This window comes from Aerosticca soli (genome assembly GCF_003967035.1).
GTDB lineage: Bacteria > Pseudomonadota > Gammaproteobacteria > Xanthomonadales > Rhodanobacteraceae > Aerosticca > Aerosticca soli.
On sequence record NZ_AP018560.1, the window covers coordinates 1033784 to 1060541 of the forward strand.

At 68.9% G+C, this 26758-nt stretch carries 27 protein-coding genes; 21 read left to right on the plus strand and 6 right to left on the minus strand.

The features are described 5' to 3' along the window. Positions 1-10 precede the first annotated feature (10 nt). Positions 11-1603: a glycosyltransferase family 39 protein gene (locus ALSL_RS04745; protein WP_126536936.1), complete on the plus strand. Its 1593-nt coding sequence runs from the start codon at positions 11-13 to the stop codon at positions 1601-1603. Between the two features lie 34 nt (positions 1604-1637). Here the strand turns inward: ALSL_RS04745 and ALSL_RS04750 are convergent, their stop codons facing one another. Beyond that, the gene (locus tag ALSL_RS04750) at positions 1638-2096 is read right to left on the minus strand and encodes a hypothetical protein (RefSeq protein ID WP_126536938.1); all 459 of its coding nucleotides are present in this window, start codon (positions 2094-2096) and stop codon (positions 1638-1640) included. Between the two features lie 42 nt (positions 2097-2138). Here ALSL_RS04750 and ALSL_RS04755 point away from each other — a divergent pair, with 42 nt between their 5' ends. From ALSL_RS04755 to ALSL_RS04780, 6 genes are all read left to right on the plus strand, one after another. Continuing rightward, the gene (locus tag ALSL_RS04755) at positions 2139-2726 is read left to right on the plus strand and encodes a YceD family protein (RefSeq protein WP_231700297.1); all 588 of its coding nucleotides are present in this window, start codon (positions 2139-2141) and stop codon (positions 2724-2726) included. A 25-nt stretch (positions 2727-2751) separates the two neighbouring features. Next, the gene (rpmF, locus tag ALSL_RS04760) at positions 2752-2946 is read left to right on the plus strand and encodes a 50S ribosomal protein L32 (protein WP_126536940.1); all 195 of its coding nucleotides are present in this window, start codon (positions 2752-2754) and stop codon (positions 2944-2946) included. Positions 2947-3077: 131 nt separating this feature from the next. Further along, positions 3078-4052: a beta-ketoacyl-ACP synthase III gene (locus ALSL_RS04765; RefSeq protein ID WP_126536942.1), complete on the plus strand. Its 975-nt coding sequence runs from the start codon at positions 3078-3080 to the stop codon at positions 4050-4052. A gap of 207 nt (positions 4053-4259) precedes the next feature. After that, entirely contained in the window at positions 4260-5480 is a 1221-nt protein-coding gene (locus ALSL_RS04770) for an ISL3 family transposase (protein ID WP_126536004.1), read from the plus strand. A 128-nt stretch (positions 5481-5608) separates the two neighbouring features. After that, on the plus strand, positions 5609-5998 hold the full coding sequence (locus tag ALSL_RS04775) for an HU family DNA-binding protein (RefSeq protein WP_126536944.1): 390 nt from the start codon (positions 5609-5611) through the stop codon (positions 5996-5998). 39 nt (positions 5999-6037) lie between these two features. Further along, positions 6038-6688: a response regulator gene (locus ALSL_RS04780; RefSeq protein ID WP_126536946.1), complete on the plus strand. Its 651-nt coding sequence runs from the start codon at positions 6038-6040 to the stop codon at positions 6686-6688. Positions 6689-6731: 43 nt separating this feature from the next. On the opposite strand, the gene ALSL_RS04785 is transcribed toward ALSL_RS04780, so the two are convergent. Further along, the gene (locus tag ALSL_RS04785) at positions 6732-9575 is read right to left on the minus strand and encodes a ribonuclease E/G (RefSeq protein ID WP_126536948.1); all 2844 of its coding nucleotides are present in this window, start codon (positions 9573-9575) and stop codon (positions 6732-6734) included. 330 nt (positions 9576-9905) lie between these two features. Between ALSL_RS04785 and ALSL_RS04790 the strand changes: the two genes are divergently transcribed. Both ALSL_RS04790 and ALSL_RS04795 read left to right on the plus strand, forming a co-directional pair. Then, a complete protein-coding gene (locus tag ALSL_RS04790) occupies positions 9906-10856 on the plus strand; it encodes an RluA family pseudouridine synthase (protein ID WP_126536950.1) in 951 nt (316 codons plus the stop codon). A 41-nt stretch (positions 10857-10897) separates the two neighbouring features. Continuing rightward, the gene (locus ALSL_RS04795; RefSeq protein WP_126536952.1) at positions 10898-11230 is read left to right on the plus strand and encodes a tRNA-binding protein; all 333 of its coding nucleotides are present in this window, start codon (positions 10898-10900) and stop codon (positions 11228-11230) included. Between the two features lie 27 nt (positions 11231-11257). Here ALSL_RS04795 and xseA read toward each other — a convergent pair whose 3' ends face one another. Together xseA and yjgA are read right to left on the minus strand one after the other, a co-directional pair. Beyond that, entirely contained in the window at positions 11258-12658 is a 1401-nt protein-coding gene (gene xseA / locus ALSL_RS04800; protein WP_126536954.1) for an exodeoxyribonuclease VII large subunit, read from the minus strand. A 63-nt stretch (positions 12659-12721) separates the two neighbouring features. Further along, positions 12722-13249 (minus strand): ribosome biogenesis factor YjgA, encoded by a 528-nt coding sequence (gene yjgA / locus ALSL_RS04805; RefSeq protein ID WP_126536956.1) that lies wholly within the window; start codon positions 13247-13249, stop codon positions 12722-12724. 151 nt (positions 13250-13400) lie between these two features. On the opposite strand from yjgA, the gene pmbA reads away from it, so the two are divergent. The 9 genes from pmbA to ALSL_RS04850 all read left to right on the plus strand — a co-directional run bounded on the left by pmbA (position 13401) and on the right by ALSL_RS04850 (position 22994). Next, entirely contained in the window at positions 13401-14762 is a 1362-nt protein-coding gene (gene pmbA, locus ALSL_RS04810) for a metalloprotease PmbA (protein ID WP_126536957.1), read from the plus strand. 126 nt (positions 14763-14888) lie between these two features. Continuing rightward, positions 14889-15338, plus strand: a complete 450-nt coding sequence (locus tag ALSL_RS04815) for a DUF4870 domain-containing protein (protein ID WP_126536959.1) — start codon at positions 14889-14891, stop codon at positions 15336-15338. Positions 15339-15451: 113 nt separating this feature from the next. Further along, on the plus strand, positions 15452-16132 hold the full coding sequence (gene cmk / locus ALSL_RS04820; protein ID WP_126536961.1) for a (d)CMP kinase: 681 nt from the start codon (positions 15452-15454) through the stop codon (positions 16130-16132). Between the two features lie 186 nt (positions 16133-16318). Then, the gene (gene rpsA, locus ALSL_RS04825; RefSeq protein WP_126536963.1) at positions 16319-17992 is read left to right on the plus strand and encodes a 30S ribosomal protein S1; all 1674 of its coding nucleotides are present in this window, start codon (positions 16319-16321) and stop codon (positions 17990-17992) included. 72 nt (positions 17993-18064) lie between these two features. Beyond that, a complete protein-coding gene (locus tag ALSL_RS04830) occupies positions 18065-18373 on the plus strand; it encodes an integration host factor subunit beta (protein ID WP_126536965.1) in 309 nt (102 codons plus the stop codon). Between the two features lie 179 nt (positions 18374-18552). Continuing rightward, the gene (locus ALSL_RS04835; RefSeq protein WP_126536967.1) at positions 18553-19488 is read left to right on the plus strand and encodes an ABC transporter ATP-binding protein; all 936 of its coding nucleotides are present in this window, start codon (positions 18553-18555) and stop codon (positions 19486-19488) included. Then, positions 19485-20219: an ABC transporter permease subunit gene (locus ALSL_RS04840; protein ID WP_126536969.1), complete on the plus strand. Its 735-nt coding sequence runs from the start codon at positions 19485-19487 to the stop codon at positions 20217-20219. Before ALSL_RS04835 ends, ALSL_RS04840 begins: the two co-directional genes overlap by 4 nt. 3 nt (positions 20220-20222) lie before the next feature. Further along, positions 20223-22079 carry a GldG family protein gene (locus ALSL_RS04845; RefSeq protein ID WP_126536971.1) on the plus strand — a complete coding sequence of 619 codons (1857 nt, stop codon included), beginning with the start codon at positions 20223-20225 and terminating at the stop codon, positions 22077-22079. 45 nt (positions 22080-22124) lie between these two features. Further along, on the plus strand, positions 22125-22994 hold the full coding sequence (locus ALSL_RS04850) for a cytochrome c oxidase assembly protein (protein WP_126536973.1): 870 nt from the start codon (positions 22125-22127) through the stop codon (positions 22992-22994). An 11-nt stretch (positions 22995-23005) separates the two neighbouring features. On the opposite strand, the gene ALSL_RS04855 is transcribed toward ALSL_RS04850, so the two are convergent. After that, a complete protein-coding gene (locus ALSL_RS04855) occupies positions 23006-23620 on the minus strand; it encodes an SCO family protein (RefSeq protein WP_126536975.1) in 615 nt (204 codons plus the stop codon). Between the two features lie 51 nt (positions 23621-23671). Between ALSL_RS04855 and ALSL_RS04860 the strand changes: the two genes are divergently transcribed. The 3 genes from ALSL_RS04860 to ALSL_RS04870 are packed head-to-tail and all read left to right on the plus strand — an operon-like array spanning position 23672 to position 25518. Continuing rightward, a complete protein-coding gene (locus ALSL_RS04860) occupies positions 23672-24049 on the plus strand; it encodes a DUF423 domain-containing protein (RefSeq protein WP_126536977.1) in 378 nt (125 codons plus the stop codon). Between the two features lie 45 nt (positions 24050-24094). Further along, entirely contained in the window at positions 24095-24862 is a 768-nt protein-coding gene (gene truA / locus ALSL_RS04865; protein ID WP_126536979.1) for a tRNA pseudouridine(38-40) synthase TruA, read from the plus strand. Beyond that, a complete protein-coding gene (locus ALSL_RS04870) occupies positions 24859-25518 on the plus strand; it encodes a phosphoribosylanthranilate isomerase (protein ID WP_126536981.1) in 660 nt (219 codons plus the stop codon). Before truA ends, ALSL_RS04870 begins: the two co-directional genes overlap by 4 nt. A gap of 287 nt (positions 25519-25805) precedes the next feature. Here the strand turns inward: ALSL_RS04870 and ALSL_RS04875 are convergent, their stop codons facing one another. Then, positions 25806-26699: a LysR family transcriptional regulator gene (locus ALSL_RS04875; protein ID WP_174928829.1), complete on the minus strand. Its 894-nt coding sequence runs from the start codon at positions 26697-26699 to the stop codon at positions 25806-25808. Positions 26700-26758 lie beyond the last annotated feature (59 nt).

The window sequence follows — 26758 nt, forward strand, 5'->3', positions numbered from 1 at the left end:
CGACCGGCGCATGGCAACAGACGAGGGCAGTGTAGCGGGGGCGGAAAAGCGCTGGCGAGCGGTCTTCGTCGCGGTTTTTCTGCTGCTGTCGATCTTCAAGGGCGTGCTCGCCTGGCGGCTGCAGCCGTTCGTCGACGAGGCCTTCTACTGGCAGGAAAGCCGCCATCTGGCCTGGGGTTACAGCGACTTGCCGCCGCTCACCGCCTGGCTGATCCGTCTGGGCGAGGCGCTTGCCGGACACGGTCCGTGGGGGATGCGCTGGCCATTCCTCTTGCTTGGCATGGCATGGCCTTGGCTGCTGGTCGCCTTTGCCAGGCGCGCCTTCGGCGATGCGCGTGCGGCCTGGCAGGCGGGCTTGGGTTGTCTGTTGCTGCCGCTGGCGGGGACGCTCGGCGTGCTGGCCTTGCCGGACGTGCCTTTGACCTTCGCCGCCGTGCTCGCGATCTATGCGCAATGGCGGGCGGCGAGCGAGAACCGTCTCTGGCCATGGTGGCTGCTGGGGGCCGCATTGGCGCTGGGTTTCATGACGCATTACCGCGGTGCGATGCCGGCGCTCACCGCGCTCTTCTTCGGCATCACCGACGCGCGCAGACGACGGTTGTGGCGCGGAGCCGGGCCCTGGCTCGCCGTCTTGCTCGCTGCGCTGGGACTGGTCCCGCTCGTCATCTCCAACTGGCAGCAGCGCGGCGCGAGCCTGGCTTTCCAGCTGGTCGAGCGCAACCCCTGGCGCTTCCATGCCGATGCCTTGGCGCAGCCGCTCGAACAGGCGCTCGCCTGCACGCCGGTCCTCTATGGACTGCTGTTGTGGGCAGCCTGGCAGGCCTGGCGGCGCCGGCATGAAACGGCGTGGCATCTCATCGCCACCCAGGCGATCGGCTTCCTCGGGCTGTATTTTGTGCTGGGCCTGTTCGCCGATGATCTGCGGTTCCGCGCGCATTGGCCCTTGCCGGGCTATCTGCCGCTGATGGCCGCGCTCGCGGTACTCGTCCGGGAACGCGGCGCGATGCGCGGCGCCTTGGTTGCAGGCTGCGGCTTGGCCGCCTTGGGTTTGAGCCTCGGCCTGGCCTGGCTCGGGCTTGCCGCTGGCGAACACGGTCCCGGCTGGCTGGCCGGCAGCAAGCTTTTCCCCAGCCATTTCGTCGGCTGGCGCGAAGCGGCGCGGGAAGCGACGCGCCTGCCCGAGGCCGCGGGCCTGCCCTGGGTGGCCGACAATTTCATGCTCGCCGCCGAACTGGATTTCGCCACCGCCGGCCGTCATCCGATCTACGTGCTGGACAACCCGCTCAACGCCAAGCATGGCCGGGCCGTGCAGGTGGCGCTCTGGCGCCGCGACGAGACCGCCCTGCGTGCCGAGCATGCCGGTGATGCGGTGCTGTTGATTGTCGACGAGACGGCCGTGCGTGAACGGGATCGCCTCGCCTGGCTGGGCTCGCTGTGCGCGCGGCTCGTGGAGCTGCGACCGCGCGAACGGCTGGAGCTCTTCGCCGGCGCCAAGCCGATCGCCTTCTATCTCGCCCGTGTGCCGGTCAATCCACTAGTGGCGGGCGACCCCGCCGCCTGCGTGGCCTGGCGTGCCGCCCATGTCGCGCGCTACGGCCAATGAGCGCGACCGTCGGCGCGTTTCTGCGCGCCGCAGCTCACCCGGCCGGCGGTTCGCGGCGGATCTGCGCCTGCATGGCGCGGTCGAGCTCACCCTGTGCCGCGCCCAGTTCGCGCAGCAGCGGTTCGAGCCGGTCGCGGGTGGCGGTCATGGCGGCCGCCGCGCGATCCAGTTCCTCGACGCTGGCCTGCGCCGCCCGGTCGCGAATCCAGATGCGCTGGCCCAGCAGGGCGCGCAGGCCGGCGTCGATGGCCTGGCGCGCGTGGGCCTCGCCGGCATCGGGCAGATCAGGGTTGGAGGACATCACCGCGTGGGCCTGCAACAGACCGCTCCGGCAATGGCGCAGGTCCGCCTCCAGCTGGTCGGCCAGGGCCAGCAGGTGATGGATCTTGAGCGCATGCCGATCATGCCGACGCCCACGCCGCCACGAGTGCAACGCCAGGGTGAGCAGCAGCGCCAAGACCACACTGCCGGCGAGGGCAAGGGCAACGTTCAAGGAAGCGGGCGGTCCGTTCGCAGGAAGATGCCAGTCTGCCCCATGCGGCGCCACCAGGCCAAGGTGCCGCTGGCATGGCATGTGTTTGACGCTCCGGATGAAACCGGTAGAATGCGCCGGATTATGTCTGTGTCGCTGCCCGAGTCCGTCGATGCTTGGCGCATGGTCTCGGCACGGCGCGCGTTCGCCGGCGAGCTGCCCATTTCCGCCATGCCGCGCCTGTGCGAGGTCCTCGCGGACCGCGCCGGCGTGGCGCAGTATGAAATGGCGTTCGGCCGCGACGAGCTCGGTACGGCCTGCCTCGACCTCAAGGTACGGGCGCCGGTGACGCTGCTCTGCCAGCGCACACTGGAGCCGTTCGTACTGCCGCTCGCAGTGGAAGTCAGACTGGGCATGATCCGTGCGGAAAACGAGGAAGCCGGCCTGCCACCGGGCTGCGAGCCGCTGCTGATCGGCGCGGATGCGCGGCTCAAGCCGGCCGAGGTGATCGAGGACGAACTCCTCCTCGCGCTGCCGCTGGTGCCGATGGACCCGCAGGGTGCCTTGCCGGCGGCGGAGGCGACTTCGCCCGACGAGGACGAGGCCGTGGCCAATCCCTTCGCGATCCTGCGCGAACTCAAACGATCCTGAAAAAGCTCAAACGGAGAAACACCCCATGGCCGTCCAGAAAAGCCGCAAGACCCCTTCGACCCGCGGCATGCGCCGCGCGCACGACAAGCTCAAGCCCGTGCAGCTGGCCACCGACCCCACCAGCGGCGAGGTGCATCGTCGTCACCACGTCACTGCCGACGGCTATTACCGCGGCAAGAAGGTCATCGATACCGCCACGGCCGTGGTCGACGAGGACTGAAGCGACGCCCGCGTCGCGTCCAAGACCTCGCACGCATCGCATCGGCTGGACTCAACGGCCAGCCCCGGGCGAAACGGCCGGCGTGGAAGGATGCCGGCCTCCCCCGCAGGACGGCACTGCACGGATAATCCATGACCGCCATCTATTCCCGCATCCTCGGCACGGGTAGTGCACTGCCGGAACGCGTACTCACCAACGCGGACCTCGAGACCTTCGTCGATACCAGCGACGAATGGATCCGTGCCCGCACCGGCATCCGTGAGCGCCACGTGGCGGCTCCCGGCGAAACCACCGGCGATCTGGCCCATGCGGCGGCCGTGCGCGCGCTCGAGGCGGCGGGCGTGAAGCCGAGCGAGATCGAACTCATCGTGCTCGGCACCACCACGCCGGACATCATCTTTCCCTCCACCGCCTGCCTGGTGCAGGACCGGCTGGGCGCCAACGGCTGCGCCGCGTTCGATGTCAATGCGGCTTGCTCGGGCTTCGTCTATGCCTTAGGTATCGCCGACAAGTTCATCCGCAGCGGACAGACACGCAAGGCACTGGTGATCGGCGCCGAGACCCTGACCCGCATGGTGGACTGGAGCGAGCGCGAAACCTGTGTGCTGTTCGGCGACGGCGCCGGCGCGGTGGTGCTCGAGGCCGCCAGCGAACCCGGCATCTATGCCACCTGCCTGCATGCCGACGGCGGCTACAAGGACCTGCTCTACAACCCGGTCGGCGTCTCGGTCGGTTTCAAGGATGAGCCCAATCACGGCGTGCGCATCCGCATGTCCGGCCGCGAGGTCTTCAAGGTGGCGGTGAAGACCCTGGATTCGCTGGTCGGCGAGACCCTCGCGGCCGCGAACATGCGCGAGAGCGACATCGACTGGCTGATCCCGCATCAGGCCAACCTGCGCATCATCGAGGCCACCGCCAAGCGCCTCAACATGTCGATGGAGCGGGTGGTGGTGACCGTCGATCAGCATGCCAATACGTCCTCAGGTTCGGTGCCGCTGGCGCTGGACTATGCGGTGCGCTCGGGCCGCATCCAGCGCGGCCAGAACCTCCTGCTAGAAGCCTTCGGCGGCGGCTTCACCTGGGCATCGGCGCTGCTGCGCTATTGAAACAGCGCCGGCGATCCGGCGCGTTCCCCAGGACCTTTGAGCGACATCCCGCGCGCCGGCCGGCGCCGCGTCGCTTTCGCGCGTGTTTTTCTCGCCGCTCGCCCTTCTCGTCCGGAAAAATTTGGTTCTTCTCCCAACTGAGTGGAGAGAGGCGCACGGCCGACGGGTCAGACTTGCTGTTCTTGAGGCAACAAACTGGGGCCGGCCGTGGCCGAGCAGGATTGTATGTCCCGTCTGGGCGGCTGGACGGGATACCGAGTTGGCAAGTGGCGTTATGAGCTGCGCAGGCAGCAGCGCTGGCTGGTGATCGAGTTGGAGCCGACGCCGGGGGCGCAGCGGCAATGCACGGGCTGTGGGCAGGCGGTCGTGGCCATCCATGACTGGACGATGCGGCGCATTCGCGAGTTGCCCGTGTTCGGTGCGCCGGTGGAGCTGCACGTGCCGCGTCTTCGGCTGGCTTGCCAGGGCTGCGGGCCGCGGCTGGAACAGTTGGACTGGCTGGATCCGCATGCGCGGGTAACGCGGCGTCTGGCCGACAGCGTGGCCCGGCTGTGTGCAGTGACGTCGGTGCTGCACGCGGCGCGTTGGCATGGCATCGACTGGAAGACGGCCAAGGCCATCGACTGGCGGGCACTGGAGCGCGATCTGGGGCCGGTGGATCTGGAGGGCGTGCGCCGGATCGCCATGGACGAGTTCGCGATCCAGAAGGGCCATCGCTACGCCACTGTGGTGGTCGATGTGGAGCGCAAGCGGGTGCTGTGGGTGGGGCGCGGCCGTTCGCGAGTCGAGATCAGGCCGTTCTTCGAACAGCTCGGGCCGGCGCGTTGCGCCCTTATCGAGGCCGTGGCCATGGACATGAACACGGCCTACGACCTGGAAGTGCGCCAGCACTGCCCGAATGCCCGCGTGGTGTACGACCTGTTCCACGTGGTCGCCAAGTACGGACGCGAGGTGATTGGCCGGGTGCGGGTGGACGCGGCCAATCAGCTGCGTCACGACAAGCCGGCGCGCCGAGTGGTCAAGCGCGCCCACTGGCTGCTGCTGCGCAATCCTCGGCGCCTGAAGGAAGCCGAACACATCCGGCTGGACGAGGTACTGGCGGCCAACCGGCCGCTGATGACGGCCTACGTGATGAAAGAACAGCTCAAGGCGCTGTGGAACGCACCGACAGCCTGGGCGTGGCGGGCAGCCTGGAAACAATGGCTACGCCATGCCCAGGAAAGCGGCATCCCCGCCCTGACCCACTTCGCTCAATGCCTCAAACCTTACTGGCGCGGCATCCTCAGCCGGGTGCGCTGGCCCCTGCATACCGGGCTGCTCGAAGGCATCAACAACAAGATCAAGGTCATCAAGCGCATCGCCTACGGCTACCGCGATGACGCCTACTTCTTCCTCAAGATCCGGGCGGCCTTCCCCGGAGTTGGGTGAAGAACCAAAAATTTCCCGTGGATTCCCGCGCATTCGCCGCGCCGCTTGGGCTAGATTTGGCAGGCCGCGAAGCGGCGCGCCGTGCCAGTGGACGGCGTCATCCTTTTAGCGAAACACGGGAAGATTCCATGGCCAAGCAAGCCGTCAAGAAGAAGAGTGCCGTCGCCAAGCCTGCCGGAACGAAAACGGCGGCCGCGTCCATCAAGCCGATCAAGGAAGCCTTCGGCAAGGCCGGGCTGGTCAAGCACCTGGCCGAACAGGCCCAGGTCGAGGCCAGGCAGGTCAAGGCCGTGCTCGCCGCGCTCGAGGAGACCGTGCTCGGCGCGGTGCATCGCCGCGGCGCCGGTCTTTTCACCCTGCCGGGGCTGTTCAAGATCACCGCGGTCAAGGTGCCTGCCCGGCCGGCGCGCAAGGGCAAGAATCCATTCACCGGGGAAGAGCAGGTCTTTGCGGCCAAGCCCGCCTCGATCAAGGTGAAGGTGCGCCCGCTCAAGAAGCTGAAGGACGCTGCGCAGTAGCTTTTGAGCCCAAGCTTTGAGCCCAGGGGAGGGAGAGGGATGATCAAAGTCGTTCTGGTGGACGATCACGAGCTGGTGCGCACCGGCTTTCGCATGATCCTGCAGCGCCAGGCGGACATGGAGGTGGTCGGCGAGGCGGGGTCGGCCGAGGAAGGCCTGCGGCTGATCCGCCAGAAGCAGCCGGATGTCGCCCTGGTCGACGTGCACATGCCGGGCATGAGCGGCATCGAGCTGACCGAGCGGGCCCAGCGCGCCAAGGCGTCGACCCGGATCGTGATCGTGACGGTGGTGGACGACGCCCGCTTTCCCAAGCGCCTGCTGGATGCCGGCGCCCTGGGGTATCTCACCAAGGGGTGTTCGGCGGACGAGCTGCTGTCGGCGGTGCGGCAGGTGGCCAGCGGCAGGCGCTACCTCGCGCCTTCCGTCGCCCAGCAGCTGGCGCTGGCGACGCTGGACGGCGAGGGGTCACCCTTCGACGCGCTGTCGAGCCGCGAGCTGGAAGTGGCGATGATGCTGGTACGCGGCAAGCCGCTCACCCTCATCGGCGAACAGCTCAACCTGAGCCCGAAGACGGTGTCGACCTACAAGCAGCGGCTGATGGAGAAGCTGCACGTGGACCACGTCATCGGGCTGGCGCATCTGATGACGGTGCATGGCCTGATCGACCAGCACGGTCTCGGCGAGCATTGAGCGCCGCCCTGCAGGCCTTGCCGGTCTGCAGGGCGGCGGGTCGTCAACTGCGTCCTGTGTCGCCGGCTTCGTCGCCGCGCCGGCGCTCGTCCTTGTCATCGGCCTGGGCCAAGGCGTCCGAAGGCCGAGCGGCAGCGGGCTCCGCGGCCGCCTGCGGCACGTGGGCGGCGGATGGCGGCCTTGCGGCCGTGCCGGGTTCTTCGGCCTGGGCATCGGCAGCCGGTGCCGGTCGCTTCGCCTCTTCCGCGGCGGCAGAGGCGCTACCGGCGGCATCGCCCGCGGCCGCGGAGGCTTCCTGTTCGCGCGCCGGCAATGGCGGCAGGGCGGGCAGCTGAAATGCCGCCGGCTGTGCTGCCGGTGCGGTGATCGGCGGCGCGTCGGGCGCTCCGGTCGTCCGCGTCACGGGTTCGGTCCGCGGCGATGAGAGCTCGGCGGCGACGTCGGCGACGACACTGCCGGCTTGTCTCGGCTCGGCCGCGGCGTCGGCCGCTTCGGCGACGGCGCCTTCATCCTGCCGCCGGCGACGACGGCCGCCGCGTCGCCCGCGCCGGCGACGGGCCGGATTGGCGTCGGCACTCGCGGCTTCTGCGCCGAGCTCATCCTGGGCGGTCAGATCATCGTGCTCTTCCGCGGCATCATCGGGCGGCGAAGACGGTTCGATGTCGGCTGGTGCGGAAGCTTCCACCGGGGCGGCCTGCACCGGTGGTGCTGCCGCCGGCCGGGGCGCCGCTGCCGGCGCGGTTTCCGTGGCCGGTGTCCGCTCGCGCTCGGCCGCGGGCATGTCCGCGTGACGTTCCGCTTGCCGGGCTGCCTTGACGGCCTCGACCGGTGCGCGTTCGGTTTTTTGCTCCGGCTTGCCTTGCTCGACAGCGCGCTCGCGCGCCAGCCGCGGCGCCGGGCGGCCGCTTTCGGCGGGTGCCGGTTCGGCTGCACGCTGACCGCGATGGCTGCCGCGCTGGGGCGCGCCGCCGGATGGCGTGACCTGCGTCCTGTTCGGCGTCGCGGCCTGGCGTTCGCGCCGCGCCTGCGGGGCGCCGCTGGCTGGGGATGCCTGGGGCCGTGCGCGCGTATCGCGGCGCTCGCGTCTGGCCGGGCCCGCGGCAGGCGACGGTGTCGCGGCGACGGGCGTGGGTGCCGGCGCCGGCGCCGAGGCGCCGCGGAACCAGCCGAACAGGCGGGCGATGATGCCGCCCTGCGGTGCCGGTGCGGGCATCGCGGTCGCTGCCGGTTTGCCGCGTTCGGCCACCACCGGCGTGACCGCAGGGGCCTGTTCCTCGCGCAGCGGTGCCGGCGTGGCCGGCAGGATGCCGCTGACGGCGGGTTGCTCGCCCGCGCCCAGCAGCTGCCCCATCTTCGGGATCGGCGCGGCCTCGATCGCGGTCAGCCGCTCGTAGCTGGGCTTGCTGTGCTCGCCCATGTCCGCCTCGCGGATGCGCTGGATCTGGATGTGCGGGGTTTCGAGCTTGGTATCGGCGACGATCACCACGTGCACTTTGTGGCGCAGCTCGATCTCGACCACGCTCGCGCGCTTTTCGTTGAGCAGGAAGTTGGCCACGTCCGGCGGCGCCTGCACCAGCACCTGGCCGGTGTTGTCCTTCATCGCGTGTTCTTCGATGAGCCGCAGGGTGGACAGCGACAGCGATTCGACGCTGCGGATGTAGCCGTGGCCTTCGCAGCGCGGGCAGACGATCTGGGTGGCCTCGCCCAGACTGGGGCGCAGGCGCTGGCGCGACAGTTCCAGCAGGCCGAAGCGCGAGATACGGCCGACCTGCACGCGGGCGCGGTCGGGTTTCAAGGCTTCCTTGAGCTTCTCCTCCACCTCGCGCTGGTGCTTGGGGCTGTCCATGTCGATGAAGTCGATCACGATCAGACCGCCGGCATCGCGGATGCGCAGCTGCCGGGCGATCTCCGCCGCGGCCTCGAGGTTGGTGTGGAAGGCGGTTTCCTCGATGTCGCCGCCCTTGGTCGAACGCGCCGAGTTGATGTCGATCGCGGTGAGCGCCTCGGTCTGGTCGATCACGATCGAGCCGCCGGAGGGCAGCCGCACCTGGCGGTCGAACGCGCTCTCGATCTGGGTCTCGATCTGGTAGCGCGAGAACAGCGGGGTGTCGTCCTTGTAGAGCTTGAGCTTGCGCAGGTTGTTCGGCATCACCTGCTGCATGAATTCGCGCGCTTCGTTGTAGAGCGATTCCTCGTCGATCAGGATTTCGCCGATGTCGTTGCGCAGGTAGTCGCGCAGGGCGCGGATGAACAGCTTGGATTCCTGGTAGATCAGGAACGGCGCCTTCTGCTTGCCGGCCGCTTCGGTGATCGCCTTCCACAGCTGCAGCAGGTAGTCCAGATCCCACTGCAGTTCCTCGGCGTCGCGGCCCATGCCGGCGGTGCGCACGATGAGGCCCATGTCCTCGGGAACCTTGAGATGTTCCAGCGCCTCTTTCAGCGCCTGGCGGTCCTCGCCCTCGATCCGTCGCGAGACGCCGCCGGCCTTCGGGTTGTTGGGCATCAGCACCATGTAGCGGCCGGCCAGGCTGATGTAGGTGGTCAGCGCCGCGCCCTTGTTGCCGCGCTCCTCCTTTTCCACCTGCACGACCACTTCCTGGCCTTCCTTGATCAGGTCGCGGATGTTGGCCTTGTTGGGGTCGAGGCCCGGCGTGAAGTATTCGCGGGCGATTTCCTTGAGCGGCAGGAAGCCGTGGCGGTCGGCGCCGTAGTCGACGAAGCAGGCCTCCAGCGAGGGTTCGACGCGGGTGATGCGGCCCTTGTAGATGTTGGACTTTTTCTGTTCGCGGGAGGGGATTTCGATGTCGAGGTCGTAAAGGGTCTGGCCATCGACGATGGCCACACGCAACTCTTCACGCTGAGTTGCGTTGATCAACATGCGTTTCATTGTGTATTCCTTGAGGAAAAGGCCCCGCCACGCGTCGCGGGCCGCGGTGGCGCCGAAAGGGCTGCCTGCCGGGGATCGCGCCGCGCCGAACGGTGCGGCAAATGACGGTATCGCTCCCGATACCTGGGGATTCGTTGGCTTCGCGCCCGCTCTTCCGGCGCACTGGCACCGGGCAAACGATGTCCCGAACCGTTAGGATGCTCGAAGGAGTCTGCGTCCGGCCAAGGCCGGCGCCGTGCTCGCCGGCCTCGCGGACGGGGCCCGGTCCCGTGGCATGCGGAGCCGGGCATCAGCGCCGGGCCAGTATCCCTTCTCGATGAGTTTTTTTCAATGCAGACGGCAACTTCCCCAGCGGCACCTCAAGGGGTGCGCGAGCTGCAGATCGGTCCCGAGCGCGAAGGCCAGCGCATCGACAACGCCCTGGCGACCCTGCTCAAGGGCGTGCCGAAAAGCCTGGTCTACCGGTTGCTGCGTACGGGTCAGGTACGGGTGAACGGTCGCCGCGCCAAGCCCGATACCCGCCTTGCCGCCGGCGACCGACTGCGTATTCCGCCGGTGCGCGTCGCCGAGCGTTCGCCGCTGCAGGCGCCACCCGCCGCCCGACTCGAGGAGGTGGCCGCAGCGGTGATCTTCGAGGATCGGCATTTCCTGGTGCTGGACAAACCGGCCGGGCTCGCCAGCCATGGCGGCAGCGGCGTGAGCCACGGGGCGATCGAGCTGCTGCGGGCGGCAAGGCCGGGCCAGGCGCTGGAACTGGTGCATCGGCTGGACCGTGACACCAGCGGCGTCCTGGTGCTGGCCAAGAGCCGTGCCGGGCTGACCGGGCTGCAGGCGGCGATCCGGGCCGGCGAGGTCACCAAGCAGTACCTGTGTCTGATGGTGGGTCATCCGGCCAAGGCGCGCTTCAGCGTGAACGTGCCGCTGCGCAAATCGGTATTGCAGGGCGGCGAGCGGATGGTCGCGGCCGCCGCGGACGGCAAGCCGGCGCTGACCTTCTTCCAGGAAGTCGAGCGCTACGCCGAGGGGCGGCTGATGCAGGCCACCCTGGGCACCGGCCGCACCCACCAGATCCGCGTGCATGCCGCCCACGTCGGTCACCCGCTGGCGGGAGACGCCAAATACGGCGACAAGGAAGCCAACCGGCATTTCCGTGCCCGGGGGCTGCGGCGGCTGTTCCTGCATGCCAGTCACCTGGGCTTCGAATGGGAAGGGCGCAGCTATGCATTCTCGACCCCCTTGCCGGACGACCTGCGCGGCGTGCTCGACGCGCTCGCGCGCTGAGCGGGCCGAGGCGTCGCCAAGCGGCTTCGAAGGATGGTGAAATGAACGCGATCGACTGGTCGGATTTCGAGAAGGTGCTGATCGTCGCCGGCACGGTGACCCGGGTGGAGCCGTTCCCGGAGGCGCGCAAGCCGGCGTGGAAGGTGTGGGCCGATTTCGGTCCCTACGGCGAGCGCAAGACCAGCGCGCAGATCACGGCGCTGTATCGGCCCGAGGATCTGCTGGGCCGGCAGATCATCGGCGTCATCAATTTCCCGGAGAAGCAGATCGGGCCGTTCCGCTCGCAGTTTCTGCTCACCGGGTTCCACACGCCGGCGGGCGTGGTCATCAGCGTGCCGGAGCGCCCGGTACCCAACGGCAGTCGGCTGGCCTGAAGATCCCCTACGCCGCCGGAACGCGGCTCACGGATCCGGCATGAGCGGCGCGGGGGCGGCACCGGGGCTCTCCCCGATGGCGGCATCCTGCACGCGCAAGGCGAGCTCGCCATCGGCCAGCCGGCCGCGCAGCGGCTGGCCAGCGTGCGCCGCGTGCACCGAGCGCAGCACGCGGCCTTCGGCGTCGAGCAGGATGGCGTAGCCGCGCTCCAGCGTGGCGAGCGGGCTCACCGCATGCAGTGCACGCGCGCTCTGGCCAAGCAGCAGGCGCGAGCGCTCCAGCGCGGCCGCCATGGCCTGCCGCAGCGCATGACGGTCGGCCGTCAGCCGCCGGCGCTGCTGGGCGATGAGCTGACGCGGGTGTCGGGCGAAGAGCTGCGCTTCCAGCCGTGCGACCAGGTCGCGCCGGCGCCGCAAATCGCCGTCCAGGGCGCCATGCAGGCGATGATGCAGCTGCTGCAGACGCAGGCGGTCGCGCGCGAGCCGCGCTTGCGGGCGTTGCGCCTGCAGCCGTGCGTGCAGCAGGTCGAGATGCTGCGACTGCGCCTGCAGCCGGCCGACGCCGAACACCTGCAGGCGTTGCGCGAGCTGCTGCAGATGCCGGCGCACGGCCTGCGCGTCGGGCACCAGCAGTTCGGCGGCGGCCGAGGGCGTGGGCGCGCGCAGGTCGGCGGCGAACTCGGCGATGGCGAAGTCGACTTCGTGGCCGACCGCGCATACCACCGGCACCGCGCTGGCGGCGACCGCGCGGGCGACCGCCTCGTCGTTGAAGGCCATCAGGTCTTCCAGCGAACCGCCGCCACGGGTCAGCAGCAGGGCGTCGTAGCGGCCGCAGGCCGATGCCTTGCCCAGCATGGCGACGATCGCGGGTGGCGCCTCGCGGCCCTGCACCGGCACCGGCAGCACCTCCACTTCCAGCAACGGCCAGCGCCGCGCGAGCACGCTGAGCACGTCGCGGATCGCCGCGCCGGTGGCCGAGGTGATCACGCCCAGGCGGCGCACGTGGCGCGGCAACGGGCGCTTGCGCGTGGCATCGAACAGGCCTTCGGCGGCGAGCCTGGCCTTGAGTTCCTCGAACAGCCGGCGCAGCGCGCCCTCGCCGGCCGGCTCCATCTGTTCGACGACGAGCTGGAACTCGCCACGCGGCTCGTACAGGCCTACCCGCGCACGCAGCAGCACCTGCATGCCATCGCCCGGCTTGAAGCGCAGCCAGCTGCTTTTCGGCTTGAACATCGCGCAGCGCACCTGCGCGGCGTTGTCCTTGAGGGTGAAATACAGATGCCCGGAAGCCGGACGCGAGACGTTGGAGAGTTCGCCCTCCACCCACACCAGCGGCAGTGCGTCCTCCAGCAGGTCGCGTACCAGCCGGTTGAGTGCGCTCGGGGTGAGGATGGGACGCGCAGCCGCGCGATCGTCGGGAGGAGGCATGGGACCGCCGAGCCTAGCCGCGCGCCGGACGGCGGGCAAGCCGGCCACGGAAGCGGCGCTTTTTCAGTCCGTCGCCTCGGCCTCGTCGAGCGTTTTCAGCATCCGGAAGAGTTCACGGGCGGCGCGCGGCGGCTTGCCTTCGGCCTGTTCCTGCCGCGCCTGGCGGATCAGCGTGCGCATCTGCTGGCGGTCGATGGCGGGATGGCGCGCGATGAGTTCGCCGAAGGCCTCGTCATCGGCCAGCAGGCGCGTGCGCCAGGCCTCCAGCCGGTGCAGCGCGGCCGTTTCCTTGAGCTTGCGCTCGCGGTCCTCGCCGAGCGCGGCGCGGGCATGGGCGAAGGCGGACGCTTCGTGGCGGCGCATCCGTTTGGCGAGAAAGCCGAGCTGCCGCTTGCGGGCGATGTGCGAGGTGATGCGTCGGGCCTGGGCGATCTCCGCCACCACGTCTTCGGGCAGATCGAGCTTCGAAAGCTGCTGCGGCGTGAGCGCCACCAGCCGCTCGGCCAGTTCCAGCACCGCCAGCGCCTCGCGGCGCTGCTGGCTGCGCGAGGGTTTGTCGTCGGGTGCGGGCGGATCGTCGCGGTTGTCCATGGATACTCTCGTCAAGATCAAGGCCATGCCTGGCCGGCCGCGGCGACGGCGCCTTTGCAAAGGCCGGAAGCGGCCCCATCTGCGGCATGATGCGCGCGCATCTTAAGTTGAACCTTCCCTCACTTTAAGGACTTTTGCCCACGTGTACGCCATGGCCGAAACCGCCCCCGATGCCAGTCTTGCCGATCTGGACCGTCTCGCCGAACTGGCCGAGGACGTAATCCGACGCGCCCGCGCCGCCGGCGCCAGCCAGGCCGAAGTGGCCGCCAGCATCGACACCGGGCTCAGCGTGAACGTGCGCCTGGGCGAGGTGGAGACGGTCGAGCACACCCGCGACCGCGGCTTCGGGCTCACCGTGTATTTCGGTCGGCGCAAGGGCTCGGCGAGCACGGCCGATCTCGATCCGCGTTCGATCGATGCCACGCTCGCCCAGGCCTGCGCGATCGCCCGCTATACCGAGGAGGACCCGGCCGCCGGCTTGGCCGACCCGGAACGCATGGCGCGCCATTTCCCCGACCTCGACCTGTGGCACCCATGGGCGCTGGACACCGCGCAGGCGATCGCGCTCGGCCAGCGCATCGAGGCCGCCGGCCGCGCACATGCGGGCATCACCCAGTCCGACGGGGCCAGCGTGCAGAGTCAGGCCAGCCTGTCCGTCTATGCCAACTCGCACGGCTTCGTCGGCCGCGAGCGCGGCACCTCCCATTCGCTGGCGCTGACCCTGATCGCCGGCGAGGGCGAGCAGATGCAGCGCGATTATTGGTACGACCACCGTCGCGCGGCGGCGGACCTGATGGACCCGGTCGCGCTCGGCGACCGGGCGGCCGAGCGTACCTTGGCGCGGCTGGGCGCGCGATCGCTGTCCACCCGCAGCTGCCCGGTATTGTTCGCGCCGGAAGTGGCGCGCGGACTGATCGGGCATCTGGTCGGCGCGGTCAGCGGCGGCGCGCTGTATCGCCGTGCGAGCTTTCTGCTCGGCGCGGCCGGGCAATCAATCATGCCGGGCTGGCTCAACCTGTACGAGCGGCCTTTCCTGCGGCGCGGCCACGGCTCGGCCGCTTTCGATGCCGAGGGCGTCGCCACCAGCGACAGCGCGCTGGTGGAAGCGGGCGTCTTGGTGCGTTACGTGCTCGGCAGCTATGCCGCGCGCAAGCTCGGTCTGGTCACCACCGGCAATGCCGGCGGCATCCACAACCTGGTCGTGGCGCCGGGTGCCGCCGACGGCGAGGCGAGCGATTTTTCCGCCATGCTGCAGCGGCTGGGCAGCGGGCTGCTGGTCACCGAGGTGATGGGGCAGGGCGTCAATCTGGTCACCGGCGACTATTCGCGCGGTGCGGCCGGTTTCTGGGTCGAGGCGGGCCGTATCGTCGCGCCGGTGGCCGAAGTCACCATCGCCGGCAACCTGCGCGAGATGTTGGCCGGCATCCAGGCGGTGGGCACGGATGTCGACCCGCGCTCGTCCATCCTCACCGGCTCGATCCTGCTCGAGCGGATGACCGTGGCCGGGGCCTGACGCCTCGAAACGGCTTCTCCGGGGAGTGCCACCCGAGGGACGCGCCGACTTGCTAGCATCGGGGGTCGGCGCCCGTTTCGTGGCCGATCCCGTGTCGCTTTCGCTTTGTACCCTCGAGGAGTCGTCATGAGCGTTCCACCCGAATCCGCCGGTCCGCCCCCGCCGCCCACCGACGACCTGCCGCCGGCGCCGGTCGGCGGCATGCCTTCGCACGAAGAACGCCAATGGGCGCTGTTCGCGCATCTGTCTGCCCTGCTGGGCTATCTCGTCACCGGGCATTTCTTCGGCATCGGCTGTTTCCTGGGGCCGCTCGTCATCTGGCTGGTCAAGAAGGACAGCATGCCCTTCGTCGCCGACCAGGCCAAGGAAGCCTTGAACTTCAACCTCACCCTGGCGATCGTGTTCGCCGCGCTGTGGATCATCACGGTGGCCACGCTGTTCGTCGGTGCGGTCGTCACCTTTCCGCTCGGCGTCATCATCGGCATTGCCGCGCTGGTGTTCATCATCGTCGCCGCGATCAAGGCCAACGAGGGCGAGCGCTACCGCTACCCGTTCACCTTGCGATTCATCAAGTAACTCTTTTGTCCGCCGTCATGGCCTGCGTGACGTCATGGCGGCGGAGATGCCATGGCTCCGTGCGGGGCCGGCCGGGTAGACTTGCATGCCATGAGGGATGAGGCTTGCAAGGCATGACCGGCCACGCATCGGTCCCGGTGCTCACCATCGACGGCCCCTCCGGTTCGGGCAAGGGCACCATCAGCCGTCAGGTGGCCGAGCGACTCGGCTGGCATCTGCTCGACTCGGGCGCGCTGTACCGGGCGGTGGGCTACGTGGCGGGACTGGAGGGGCTGGACCTCACCGACGCCGACGCGCTGACCCGCTGCGCACGCGAGCTCAAGATCCGCTTCGTGCCGGCCGCGGACGGCAGCGACACGCGCATCATCGTCGATGGCTTGGATGCCACCGATGCGCTGCGCACCGAGACCGCCGGGGCCGCGGCCTCCGCGGTGGCATCGATTCCCGGCGTGCGCGCCGCACTGGTGGATCTGCAGCTCGGGTTTCGCCAGCCGCCCGGGCTGGTCGCCGACGGACGCGACATGGGCACGGTGATTTTTCCGGATGCGCCGACCAAGGTCTTTCTGACCGCGAGCGCCGCCGAACGTGCGGCAAGACGCTATAAACAGTTGAAAGACAAGGGCCTCGACGTTACATTAGAAGTTCTTCAGCGCGAGATCGAGGCGCGCGACGCACGCGATGCGTCGCGCGCCGTCGCGCCGTTGAAGCCGGCTCCCGATGCGGTGGTGGTGGATACCACCGGCATGCCCATCGCCACGGTGGTCGAAAAGGTCCTGGCCCTGGTCCGCCATTGACGGCGCGGTCTGCCGCGTAGCTGGCCCGGGTTCGGAAAAAGGCGCCCCTGCCGCGGCAGGGGCTTTGAGGGTCAACGGTGACGCGTCGCATGTCTGCCCCGCGACACCCACAACCGGCGGGCCGCACGCCCTGCGCAAGAAACCGACGGCGCGCAGGCGGTTGGCCTTTCACATTCTGGAATCAACATGACTGAAAGTTTTGCCGAGCTGTTTGAACAGAGCCAGCAGGCCATTTCCAAGCTCAAGCCGGGCGCCATCGTCACCGGCATCGTGGTGGAGATCCGCAACGACGTCGTCGTCATCAACGCGGGCTTGAAGAGCGAGGGCATCGTTCCGATCGAGCAGTTCAGGAACGAGGACGGCACGCTGGAAGTGCAGGTGGGCGACGAGGTCAAGGTGGCGCTCGATGCTCTGGAAGACGGCTTCGGCGAGACCAAGCTCTCCCGCGAGAAGGCCAAGCGCTCGATGGTCTGGGACGACCTGGAGACCGCGTTCGAGAAGGGCGAGACCGTCACCGGCCGCATTTCCGGCAAGGTCAAGGGCGGCTTCACCGTCGACATCAAGGACGTGCGCGCGTTCCTGCCCGGCTCGCTGGTGGACGTGCGCCCGGTGCGCGACCCGGCCTACCTCGAGGGCAAGGATCTCGAATTCAAGATCATCAAGCTCGACCGCAAGCGCAACAACGTGGTGGTCAGTCGCCGCGCGGTGGTCGAGACCGAGCATTCGGAAGAGCGCGAGCAGATGCTTTCGCGCCTGGTCGAGGGCGCGGTGGTCAAGGGCGTGGTGAAGAACCTCACCGACTACGGCGCGTTCGTCGATCTCGGCGGCATCGACGGCCTGCTGCACATCACCGACATGGCGTGGAAGCGCGTGCGCCATCCGTCCGAGGTGGTCAACGTCGGCGACGAGCTGGAAGTGCGCGTGCTCAAGTTCGACCGCGAGCGCAACCGCGTCAGCCTGGGCCTCAAGCAGCTGGGCGACGACCCGTGGGTCAACATCGCCCGCCGCTATCCGGTCGGCAGCCGCCTGTTCGGCAAGGTCTCCAACGTCACCGACTACGGCTGCTTCGTCGAGATCGAGCCGGGCGTGGAAGGCCTGGTGCACGTCTCGGAGATGGACTGGACCAACAAGAACGTCAACCCGGCCAAGGTGGTGCAGGTCGGTGACGAGACCGAGGTCATGGTGCTCGACGTCGACGAGGAGCGCCGCCGCATCTCGCTCGGCATCAAGCAGACCCGCGCCAATCCGTGGGAGGCCTTCGCCGCCACCCACAAGAAGGGCGACAAGGTCAACGGTCAGATCAAGTCGATCACCGATTTCGGCATCTTCATCGGCCTGGAAGGCGGCATCGACGGTCTGGTGCATCTGTCGGACATCTCCTGGCAGGCCTCCGGCGAGGATCTGGTGCGCAACTTCAAGAAGGGCGACGAGATCGAGGCCGTGGTGCTGGCGGTCGATCCGGAGCGCGAGCGCATCAGCCTCGGCATCAAGCAGATGGAGCAGGATCCGTTCGGCCAGTTCATGGCCAACCATCCGCGCGGCAGTGTCGTCACCGGCACGGTCAAGGAAGTGGACGCCAAGGGCGCGGTGGTGGATCTGGGCGACGGCGTCGAGGGCTATGTCCGTGCCAGCGACATCGCCAAGGAGCGCATCGAGGATGCCAGCCAGCATCTCAAGGTGGGCGACAAGGTCGAGGCCAAGTTCACCGGCATGGACCGCAAGGGCCGCCAGCTCGCGCTGTCGATCCGCGCCAAGGACGAGGAGGACTTGAGCGATGCCATGGCCGAATACGCCTCGGCCAGCGGCGGCACCACCAAGCTCGGTGCCTTGTTGAAGGAACAGCTGCACAAGGCCGAGTAAGGGCCATCGAGTCAGCCACGCCTGCGGGAGCGCCCCTCCCGCAGGTGCTGGCCGCGATCGCACAGGGAACCCATGACCAAGTCGGAACTGATCGAGGCGCTGGCCAGGCGCCAGACCCACCTCGCCTTCGGTGACGTGGAGCTTGCGGTCAAGAGCGTCATCGAGCAGATGAGTCAGGCGCTGGCTGCCGGTGAGCGCATCGAGATTCGCGGCTTCGGCAGTTTCGCCCTGCATTACCGGCCGCCGCGCATGGGCCGCAACCCCAAATCCGGCCAGGCGGTGGCGTTGCCGGGCAAGTACGTGCCGCATTTCAAGCCGGGCAAGGAATTGCGCGAACGCGTCAATGCCCTGGATGCCTCGGCGCCGGCGGCAGGCAGCTAAAAGGCACGCCCACGGTTCCGCAGCGTTTTTTTGCAAGGCAGGCGACACGTCGCCTGCTTTTTTGTTTTTTGTCCCCCGGGACCGAGTCGGCCCCATGATGGGCGATGCCTGATCCCATACCGTCTTCACCCGAGGGCGGCTTGGGGTTACTGTGGCATGCGTCCGCGTCTTCCCCGGCCATGATCGAAACCGAACACTTGACCCGCCGCTATGGCAGCCTGACCGCGGTCGACCGGATCAGCTTTCGCGCCGAGCCGGGCCAAGTCGTCGGCCTGCTCGGCCCCAACGGGGCGGGCAAGACCACCTTGATGCGGCTCATCGCCGGGTTCCTGCTGCCGAGCGCCGGGACGGCACGCGTCTGCGGTCACGACGTGGTGCGCGAGCCCCTGGCCGCCCGGCGCGTGCTCGGCTATCTGCCCGAGGGCGCGCCCAGCTATGGCGAAATGCGCGTCCGCGAGTTCCTGACCTTCGTGATACGGATGCGCCGTCTACCGGCCGAACACGCGCGGCAGCGGTTCGAGCGGGTGGTGGCCGGCCTGCAGCTCGAGGACGTGCTCGAACAGAACATCGCCACGTTGTCCAAGGGCTGGCGCCGCCGGGTCGGCCTGGCCCAGGCCATCGTGCACGACCCGGCGGTGCTGATGCTCGACGAGCCGACGGACGGTCTCGACCCCAACCAGAAACATGGCGTACGGCATCTGATCGATGCGATGGCGCGCGAGCGTACCATCCTGATTTCGACCCATCTGCTGGAGGAAGTGCAGGCGCTGTGCAGCCGGGTCCTGATCGTGGCCCGCGGCCGCCTGCTCGCCGATGCCGCGCCGCACGAGCTCGAGGCCCGTTCGCGCTATCACGGCGCGGTGTCGTTCAGCGCGCCGGGGGCGGGCATGACGCCGGAGATGCTGGGTCGCCTGCCGCAGGTGGCGGGCGTCGAGATCGACCCGATCGACGGCCGCATCACCGTGTTTCCGCGTCCCGGACAGCGCATCCTCGAGCCGGTGGAACGTCTGCTGCGTGAGCAGGGGCTCGAACTCATCGAACTTCAGCTCGAGCGCGGCCGGTTGGACGAGGTGTTCAGACAGATCACGCTGGAACACCAGGCGGGGCAGCCGTGAGTCAGGTGCTGGCGATCCTGCGGCGCGAATGGCTGGGCTTTTTCGCCACCGGGCTCGGTTGGGTGTTTCTGGTGGTGTTTCCGGCGGCGGCCGGCTGGCTGGCTTTCGAGCTCGGTGATTTCTATGCGCGGGGCCTTGCCGATCTGCAGCCTTTCTTCGGTATGCATCCCTGGCTCTACGTGGTGCTGACGCCCGCGCTCACCATGCGCATGTGGGCGGAGGAGGCCAGGGACGGCACGCTGGAGTTGCTGCTGACCCTGCCGGTGAGCCTGGCCCAGGCCATGCTGGGCAAGTTCCTGGCGGCGTGGCTGCTGCTCGGACTGGCCCTGGTGCTCACTTTCCCGTTCTGGGTGACGGTCAATTACCTAGGCTCGCCCGACAACGGCGTCATCCTTGCCGGTTATCTCGGCAGCTGGCTGCTGGCCGGCGCCTTCGCCGCGATCGGCGTCGGCCTATCAGCGGCCACGCAAAGCCAGGTCGCCGCGTTCATTTTCGCCGCGCTGCTGGGCCTGGTGCTGGTTTTGGCCGGGCAGCCGCAAGTGCTGGACATGCTCAAGGACGTGCTGCCGCACCGCTTGCTCAACGCGGCGGTGCATCTTTCGCTGCTGCATCACTTCGAGGCCATTGCGCGCGGTGTGCTCGACTTGCGCGACCTTTGCTATTTTCTGCTCACCATCGTCTGCGCGCTGACGGCCGGCGTGCTGGCGTTGCAGATCCGGCGGGCGGGCTGACCCATGTCGCCGCTGCTGCGCCGCCCGTTTCTCTATCTTGCGCTGGTGGCCTTGATCTTCGCCTATGTGGCGCTCGCACTGGCCAGCAGTCACTGGCTCAGACTGCGGCGGGTGGATCTGACCGCCGACCAGCTCTATACGCTGACGCCTGGCACGGTGCAGATCATCGACGGCCTGCACCGGCCGCTGCAGCTCACGCTGTATTTTTCAGCGCATGCCACGCGCGATCTGCCGCAGCTGCGCAGCTACGCCCAGCGGGTGCGCGAGCTGTTGGAGGAAATGACGGCGCGCTCGCACGGCCGCATCCGCCTGGCGGTCGTCGATCCGCTGCCTTATTCGGACGAGGAGGCCAGCGCCGAGGGCAGCGGCCTGTCCTCGAGCCGGTTGGGCGGCAATGGCGAACGGGTGTTCTTCGGCCTGGTCGGCACCACGGCGGTACCCGGCAAGTCGGGTGACGCGCCGACCGCCGCGCGGACCTTGGTGATTCCGTTTTTCGATCCGGCCCGCGAAACCTTCCTCGAATACGATGTCGCCAAGCTGCTCTATGCACTCGATCAGGACCGCAAGCCGCGCATCGGCATCCTGAGCAGTCTACCGGTGCTCGGCGACCCGGCGAGCGGCGTGGCGCCCTGGGTGGCGCTCGATCGCCTGACGTCGCAGTTCGAGCTGGTACCGGTCGATGCCGAACGCCTGACCCGGGTCGATCCCGGCCTCGCCGCGCTGCTGGTGATTCACCCCAAGCACCTCGGTGAGGCGGCGCTCTACGCCATCGACCAGTACGTGCTGGGTGGCGGCAGGATCGCGGTGTTCGTCGACCCTTACGCCGAGCTCGATCCCGCGCCGGCGAGCGCGGACGGACATGCGCAGGCTTCCGATCTGTCGCGGTTGTTTGCCGCCTGGGGCGTGGCCTATGCGCCCGACGAGATCGTGCTGGACCGCGCCCGTGCGCTGGCGATCGAGCTTGGCGGAGTGAACTTGAGTCATCCGGCCATGCTCGGGCTGGGCGTGCAGGAGCTCAACCATGACGATGCGATCACTGCCAGCCTGCAGCGCATCAACGTCTCCACCACCGGCAGTTTCGACCTGCGGCCGGAGGCGCAGACCCGCCTGCTGCCGTTGATCCAGAGCAGCGGCGAGGCCGAGCGGGTGCCGCGCAAGCGGGTGCTCGAGGCGGTGAACGATCCGGCGGCGCTGCTGCGCGACTATCACCCGGAAGACACGCACGACGTGATCGCCGCGCGGTTGCGCGGCCCCATGGCGAGCGCATTCCCCGAGCGCGCCAAGGATCCCGGCCACCGGGCCTTCGCCCAGGCCGAGGTGCTGCTGGTGGCCGACACCGATCTCCTGAGCGACCGTCTGTGGGTCGAGTCGCAGAGTTTCTTGGGCCAGACCACCTTCAGCGCCTTCGCCAACAACGGCGACTTTCTCGCCAACCTGGTGGACAACTTGAGTGGTTCCTCGGCCTTGCTGTCGATCCGTAGCCGTTCGGCGGCCTTGCGGCCGTTCACGCGGGTGCAGGCGCTGCAGGCCGCGGCCGATTACCGGGTCCTGCAGAAGAAACAGGAGCTCGAACGTGAACTGGCCGAGACCCGCCTGCGCCTGGAAAAACTCCAGCAGGAACGGGGCAGCGGCGGCGCCCCGGGGCGGGCGAGCGAGGAACTTGGCGCCTTCCTCAAGCGACGGCTCGAGATCAACGACGAGCTGCGCGACGTGCAGCATCGCCTGAATGCGCAGATCGATGCCCTGGGTGCGCAGCTCAAGTTCATCGACATCGTGCTGGTGCCTGCGCTAGTCGCCCTGTTGGGTCTGGTGCATGGCTGGCGGCGGCATCGCCCGCGGCGGCGCCTGCCGGGCGGATAATCGGCCATGACCTGCGCCCTGCGGGCGTCTTGCGATGGTGAAGCGATGAGCTGGTTGTTGAAGTGGATCGAGCCGTGGGAGTTTTCCTGGACGCTGCTGTGCGCCTGCGTGCTGGCCGCGGTGCTGTACGCGCGGGGCTGCCGACGCCTGCACGTCTCCGGCGCGCGGCGCGCGGCCTTCTGGAGTGGTCTGGGGGTGATCTACCTCTCGCTGCACACCTATCTCGATTTCTATGCCGAGCACGAGTTCTTCATGCACCGGCTGCAGCAGCTGCTCCTGCATCACCTGGCTCCGCTGCTGATCGTGGCGGGCTACCCGCGATCCGTGTTGCGCGCCGGGCTGCCGCTGTCCTGGCGTGCGCGCGGGCTGCGCCGCCTGGAGCGCTCGCGGCCGTGGCAGGCGGCGAGCGCCGTGCTGTTCAATCCGCTGCTGGCGACGGTGCTGTTCATCGCCTTCGTGCTGATCTGGCTGATCCCGCCGCTGCAGACGCTGGCGATGCTGGACTGGCGCGTGTACCGCTTCATGAACTGGTCGATGCTGCTCAGCGGCTTCGTCTACTGGTCGCTGGTGCTGGACCATCGTCCGCATCCGCCGGCGCGCATGCCGGCCGGGCTGCGCGTGCTATCGCCGGCCATCACCATGACGCCGCAGATCGTCGCCGGCGCGGTGGTGGCGCTGGCCAAGCGCGATCTCTATCCCATCTTCGAGATCTGCGGCCGCGCCTTCACCTTCAACGTGCTGACCGGGCAGATGGTCGGCGGGCTGATCATCTGGATTCCCGCGGCGATGGTCGAGGTCGCCGGCTCGCTGCTGGCTTTGCGCCACTGGCTGCGTCTTTCCCGACGATCGCAACGCCACGCGCCGCCCCGTCAGGCGCCGGTCGCAGGCGCGGCGCTGACGTCGCCGCGTTCCTGACCGGGTGCGCTTCAGTGGCCGGGTGCGGCGAGCAGCAGGTGGAGGTCGTGGACCAGATCGTCCTGCGGGTGCGCCGGCGTGGCGAGCAGACGGGCCTTGCCGTCGCGATCGAAGATGTAGATGGCCGAGCTGTGGCTGACTTCGTACTGGCCGTCGCTGCGTGGTGGTTCGCGGCTGAAGGCCGAGCGATAGCGCTTGACCAGCGCCTCGATCGCCCTGGGCGAGCCGGTGAGGCCCACCGCGCGGGGGTCGAAGGCATTGACGTAGGCATGCAAGACGGCGGGCGTGTCGCGCGCCGGGTCCACGCTCACGAACAGGATGCGCGCGTCGTCGGCCAGGGGGCCCAAGCGCTGCATCACCACGTGCAGCTGGGCGAGCGTCATCGGGCAGACGTCCGGGCAATGCGTATAGCCGAAATAGAGCAGCACCACCTTGCCGCGGTAGTCACGGCCACTGACCGCACGCCCACCGTCGTCGACGAGGTTGAAGTCGAGATCGGGCATGTGTCCGCTGATGTCGGTGAGTCGCCAGGGTTGCGGCGCCGACGAGGAACAGGCCGCCAGCATCAGCAGCGCCAAGAGCGGCAGCAAGCGACGCAGCGGGGAACGGAGCAGGGCGGTGATCATGCGCGGTTAGCATACGACACCGGCCACCGGCGGTCTTGAGGAGGCAAAACGATGCGGGCTGTGATTTTCAGCGCAGGCACGGCGGTGGCGCTCGCCGGCGCGAGTGCGGTACTGCTCGGCGCATTCGGCGCACACGCCTTGCACGACGTCCTCGACGCCCGCGCCACGGCGCTCTGGCACACCGCGGTGGAGTACCACTTCTGGCACGCCCTGGCGCTTGCCGCCAGCCTGTCGGCGCCGCCCGGGCCGGCGCGGCGTGTCGCCCGCTGGGCTTTCGGGCTCGGCGTGGTGCTCTTCAGCGGCAGCCTCTATGCGCTCGCGCTCGGCGCGCCGCACGGCTTCGGCGCGATCACGCCGGTCGGCGGATTGGCCTTCGTCGCCGGCTGGGTCGCGCTCGGGTTGTGCTGGCGCGCACGCCCCGCCGAATGAAGGGCTGCTGTTAAGCTCGCCCCCTTTTGCAGGCCAACCGGCAGCATGCGCATCGCCCTCGGCATCGAATACGAAGGCACCGATTTTCTGGGCTGGCAGCGCCTTGCCCATGGCGCCACCGTGCAGGCTGCGATCGAGGCTGCGTTGTCGAAGGTGGCTGCCCACCCGGTGACGGTGACCTGTGCCGGGCGCACCGATGCCGGCGTGCATGCGCGCTGCCAGGTGGTGCATTTCGACACCGAGGCGCAGCGTCCGATGCGCGGCTGGACGCTGGGCGCCTGCGCCCTGCTGCCCACCGCCGTGGCGGTGCTGTGGGCGCATGAGGTCGATCCGGCTTTCCATGCGCGTTTTTCCGCCCGCAGCCGGCGTTATCGCTATCGCATCCTCAACCGGCCGGTGCGTCCCGCGCTGGATGCCCGCCAGCTCGCCTGGGAGCCGCGACCGCTGGATGCCGCGCGCATGCACGAGGCGGCGCAGGCGCTGCTGGGCGAGCACGATTTCGGCGCCTTTCGTGCCGCCTCCTGCCAGGCCGCGCATGCGCGTCGCGCGGTGTTCGGCCTGGAGGTGCGTCGGCAGGGCGAGAAGGTGATCGTGGACATCGAGGCCAACGCCTTTCTGCATCACATGGTGCGCAACATCGTCGGCAGCCTGCTGCCGGTGGGGCGCGGCGAGCGGCCGGTCACATGGCTGGCCGAGCTGCTGGCCGGACGCGACCGCGAGGCGGCCGGCCCCACGGCACCGGCCGCCGGCCTGACCTTTCTGGGCCCCCGCTACGAGGCGCACTGGGGCCTGCCTGCCGAGGTCAGCCGATGACGCGCATCAAGTGCTGCGGCATGACGCGGGTGGAGGACGCCCTGCTTGCCGCACGCCTCGGCGCCGATGCCATCGGCATGGTGTTCACTGCGCGCAGCCGGCGCTGCATCGACCTCGCCCAAGGGCGGGCGATCGTCGCGGCGCTGCCGCCCTTCGTGACCAGCGTGGCGTTGTTCATGGACGATGAGGCCGCGTGGGTGCGCGAGGTCGTCGCCGCGGTCGCGCCGGACCTCCTGCAGTTTCACGGCGGTGAGTCGGATGCCTGGTGCGCGCAGTTCGGCCGTCGCTACCTCAAGACCATCCCCATGGGCGAAGGTGCCGCCGCGCTGGCGCGCCTGCGTGATTACCCGCGTGCCGCCGCGCTGCTGCTGGACGGCCACGCGCCCGGGGAAACCGGTGGGCAAGGCCGGGCTTTCGATTGGTCGCTGCTGCCGCGCGATCCGGCGCAGCCGCTGGTGCTGGCCGGCGGCCTCGATGCCGGCAACGTGGCCGAGGCCATCCGCATCGCGCGGCCGTGGGCGGTGGACGTGGCCAGCGGCATCGAGGCCACTCCAGGCGTGAAGGATCCGGCGCGGCTGCAGGCTTTCATCGCCGCCGTACGCGCGGCGGATGCCGGACAAGAGCCGTTTCCGGCGGGCGCGGCTGGCGGAAGCTGAGAAACAGCCCGCCGGCGATTCCGATGGGCATCGAACGCGAACGCCGTGGACGAAGCGGTGGACGAAGGCAACGCGTCGATCGCCCGGCCGTCCCGGCGCCGCCGATACCCGGTGCCGGCGGTGCGATGAGGGCCGAGGCCTGTCGGACGCGTCGCCCGGGCCCGCCTTGTCGACCGGTGATCCTGGGTGCCTGAGCGAAACCGCACGCGGTCCGTCGCGTGTGGCCATCCTTGGGCTTGCACATGGCCGCTGGCGAATGGGCTCGCGCACTGCAGGCAGGCCGGCGCTTATTCGCGTTCCGCCAGTTCCGTGCGCAACCACTTCGCCAGCGCCACCACCCGCGCATCCTCGCTGCGCGCCGGCGCCGCCAGTATCCAGCGCGCCCGGGTGCGCCTGAAACCCCAGGGGGCGAGCAGGCGGCCGGCGGCAAGTTCATCGGCCACCAGCGGCTCCGGTGCGATCGCCACGCCGAGGCCGGCCACGGCCGCCTCCAGCATGAAATAGAGATGATCGAATGCCTGTGTGGGCTGCAGCGTATGCGCCGGCAATCGCATCGCTCTGGCCCATTCCGGCCACGCTTGTGGTCGCGAGGTGGTGTGCAGCAGCGATTCGCCACCCAAGGCGCGGGCCGGTTGCCCACGCAGACGGCGGGCGCTGGACCCGCGCGGGCTCAGCACCGGCCCGATCCGTTCGGCGGCCAGCTCGTGCACCTGCCAGTCGCGCGGCCAGGGCGGGGCGGCGAGCAACAGTGCGGCATCCAGGCCGGGCAAGTGCGCGCCAGGCATGTCCTCCTGCGCGGCCAGATGCAGGCGCAGCGTGGGCAGCTCGCGGCCCAGCCGTTCCAGCCGTGGAATCATCCAGCGCGCGAGCACGCTCGCCGAGCAGCCGAGCACGAACGGCGCCTGCAGCGGAAGCTGTCGCAGCGCGGCCCAGCCCTCGCGCAGCCGTGCGAAGGGGGCGCCGATACGCTCGTGGAGCTGCTGGCCCGTCGGCGTGAGTGCAAGACCACGGCCTTGCCGTGAAAACAGCGGCCGGCCAGCGGCTTCTTCCAGCGCGCGCAATTGGCGGCTGATCGCGCCATGGGTGACGTGGAGCTCTTCGGCGGCACGGCTCACGCTGCCCAGCCGGGCGACGGCCTCGAAGGCACGCAGGGCGTTCAGCGGTGGCAGCTCGCGGCTCAATGGTGAGTTTTTCTCAAGCGTCGTTGGCGATCTTATCGCTTTAAGAAAAGCCCTGGTGC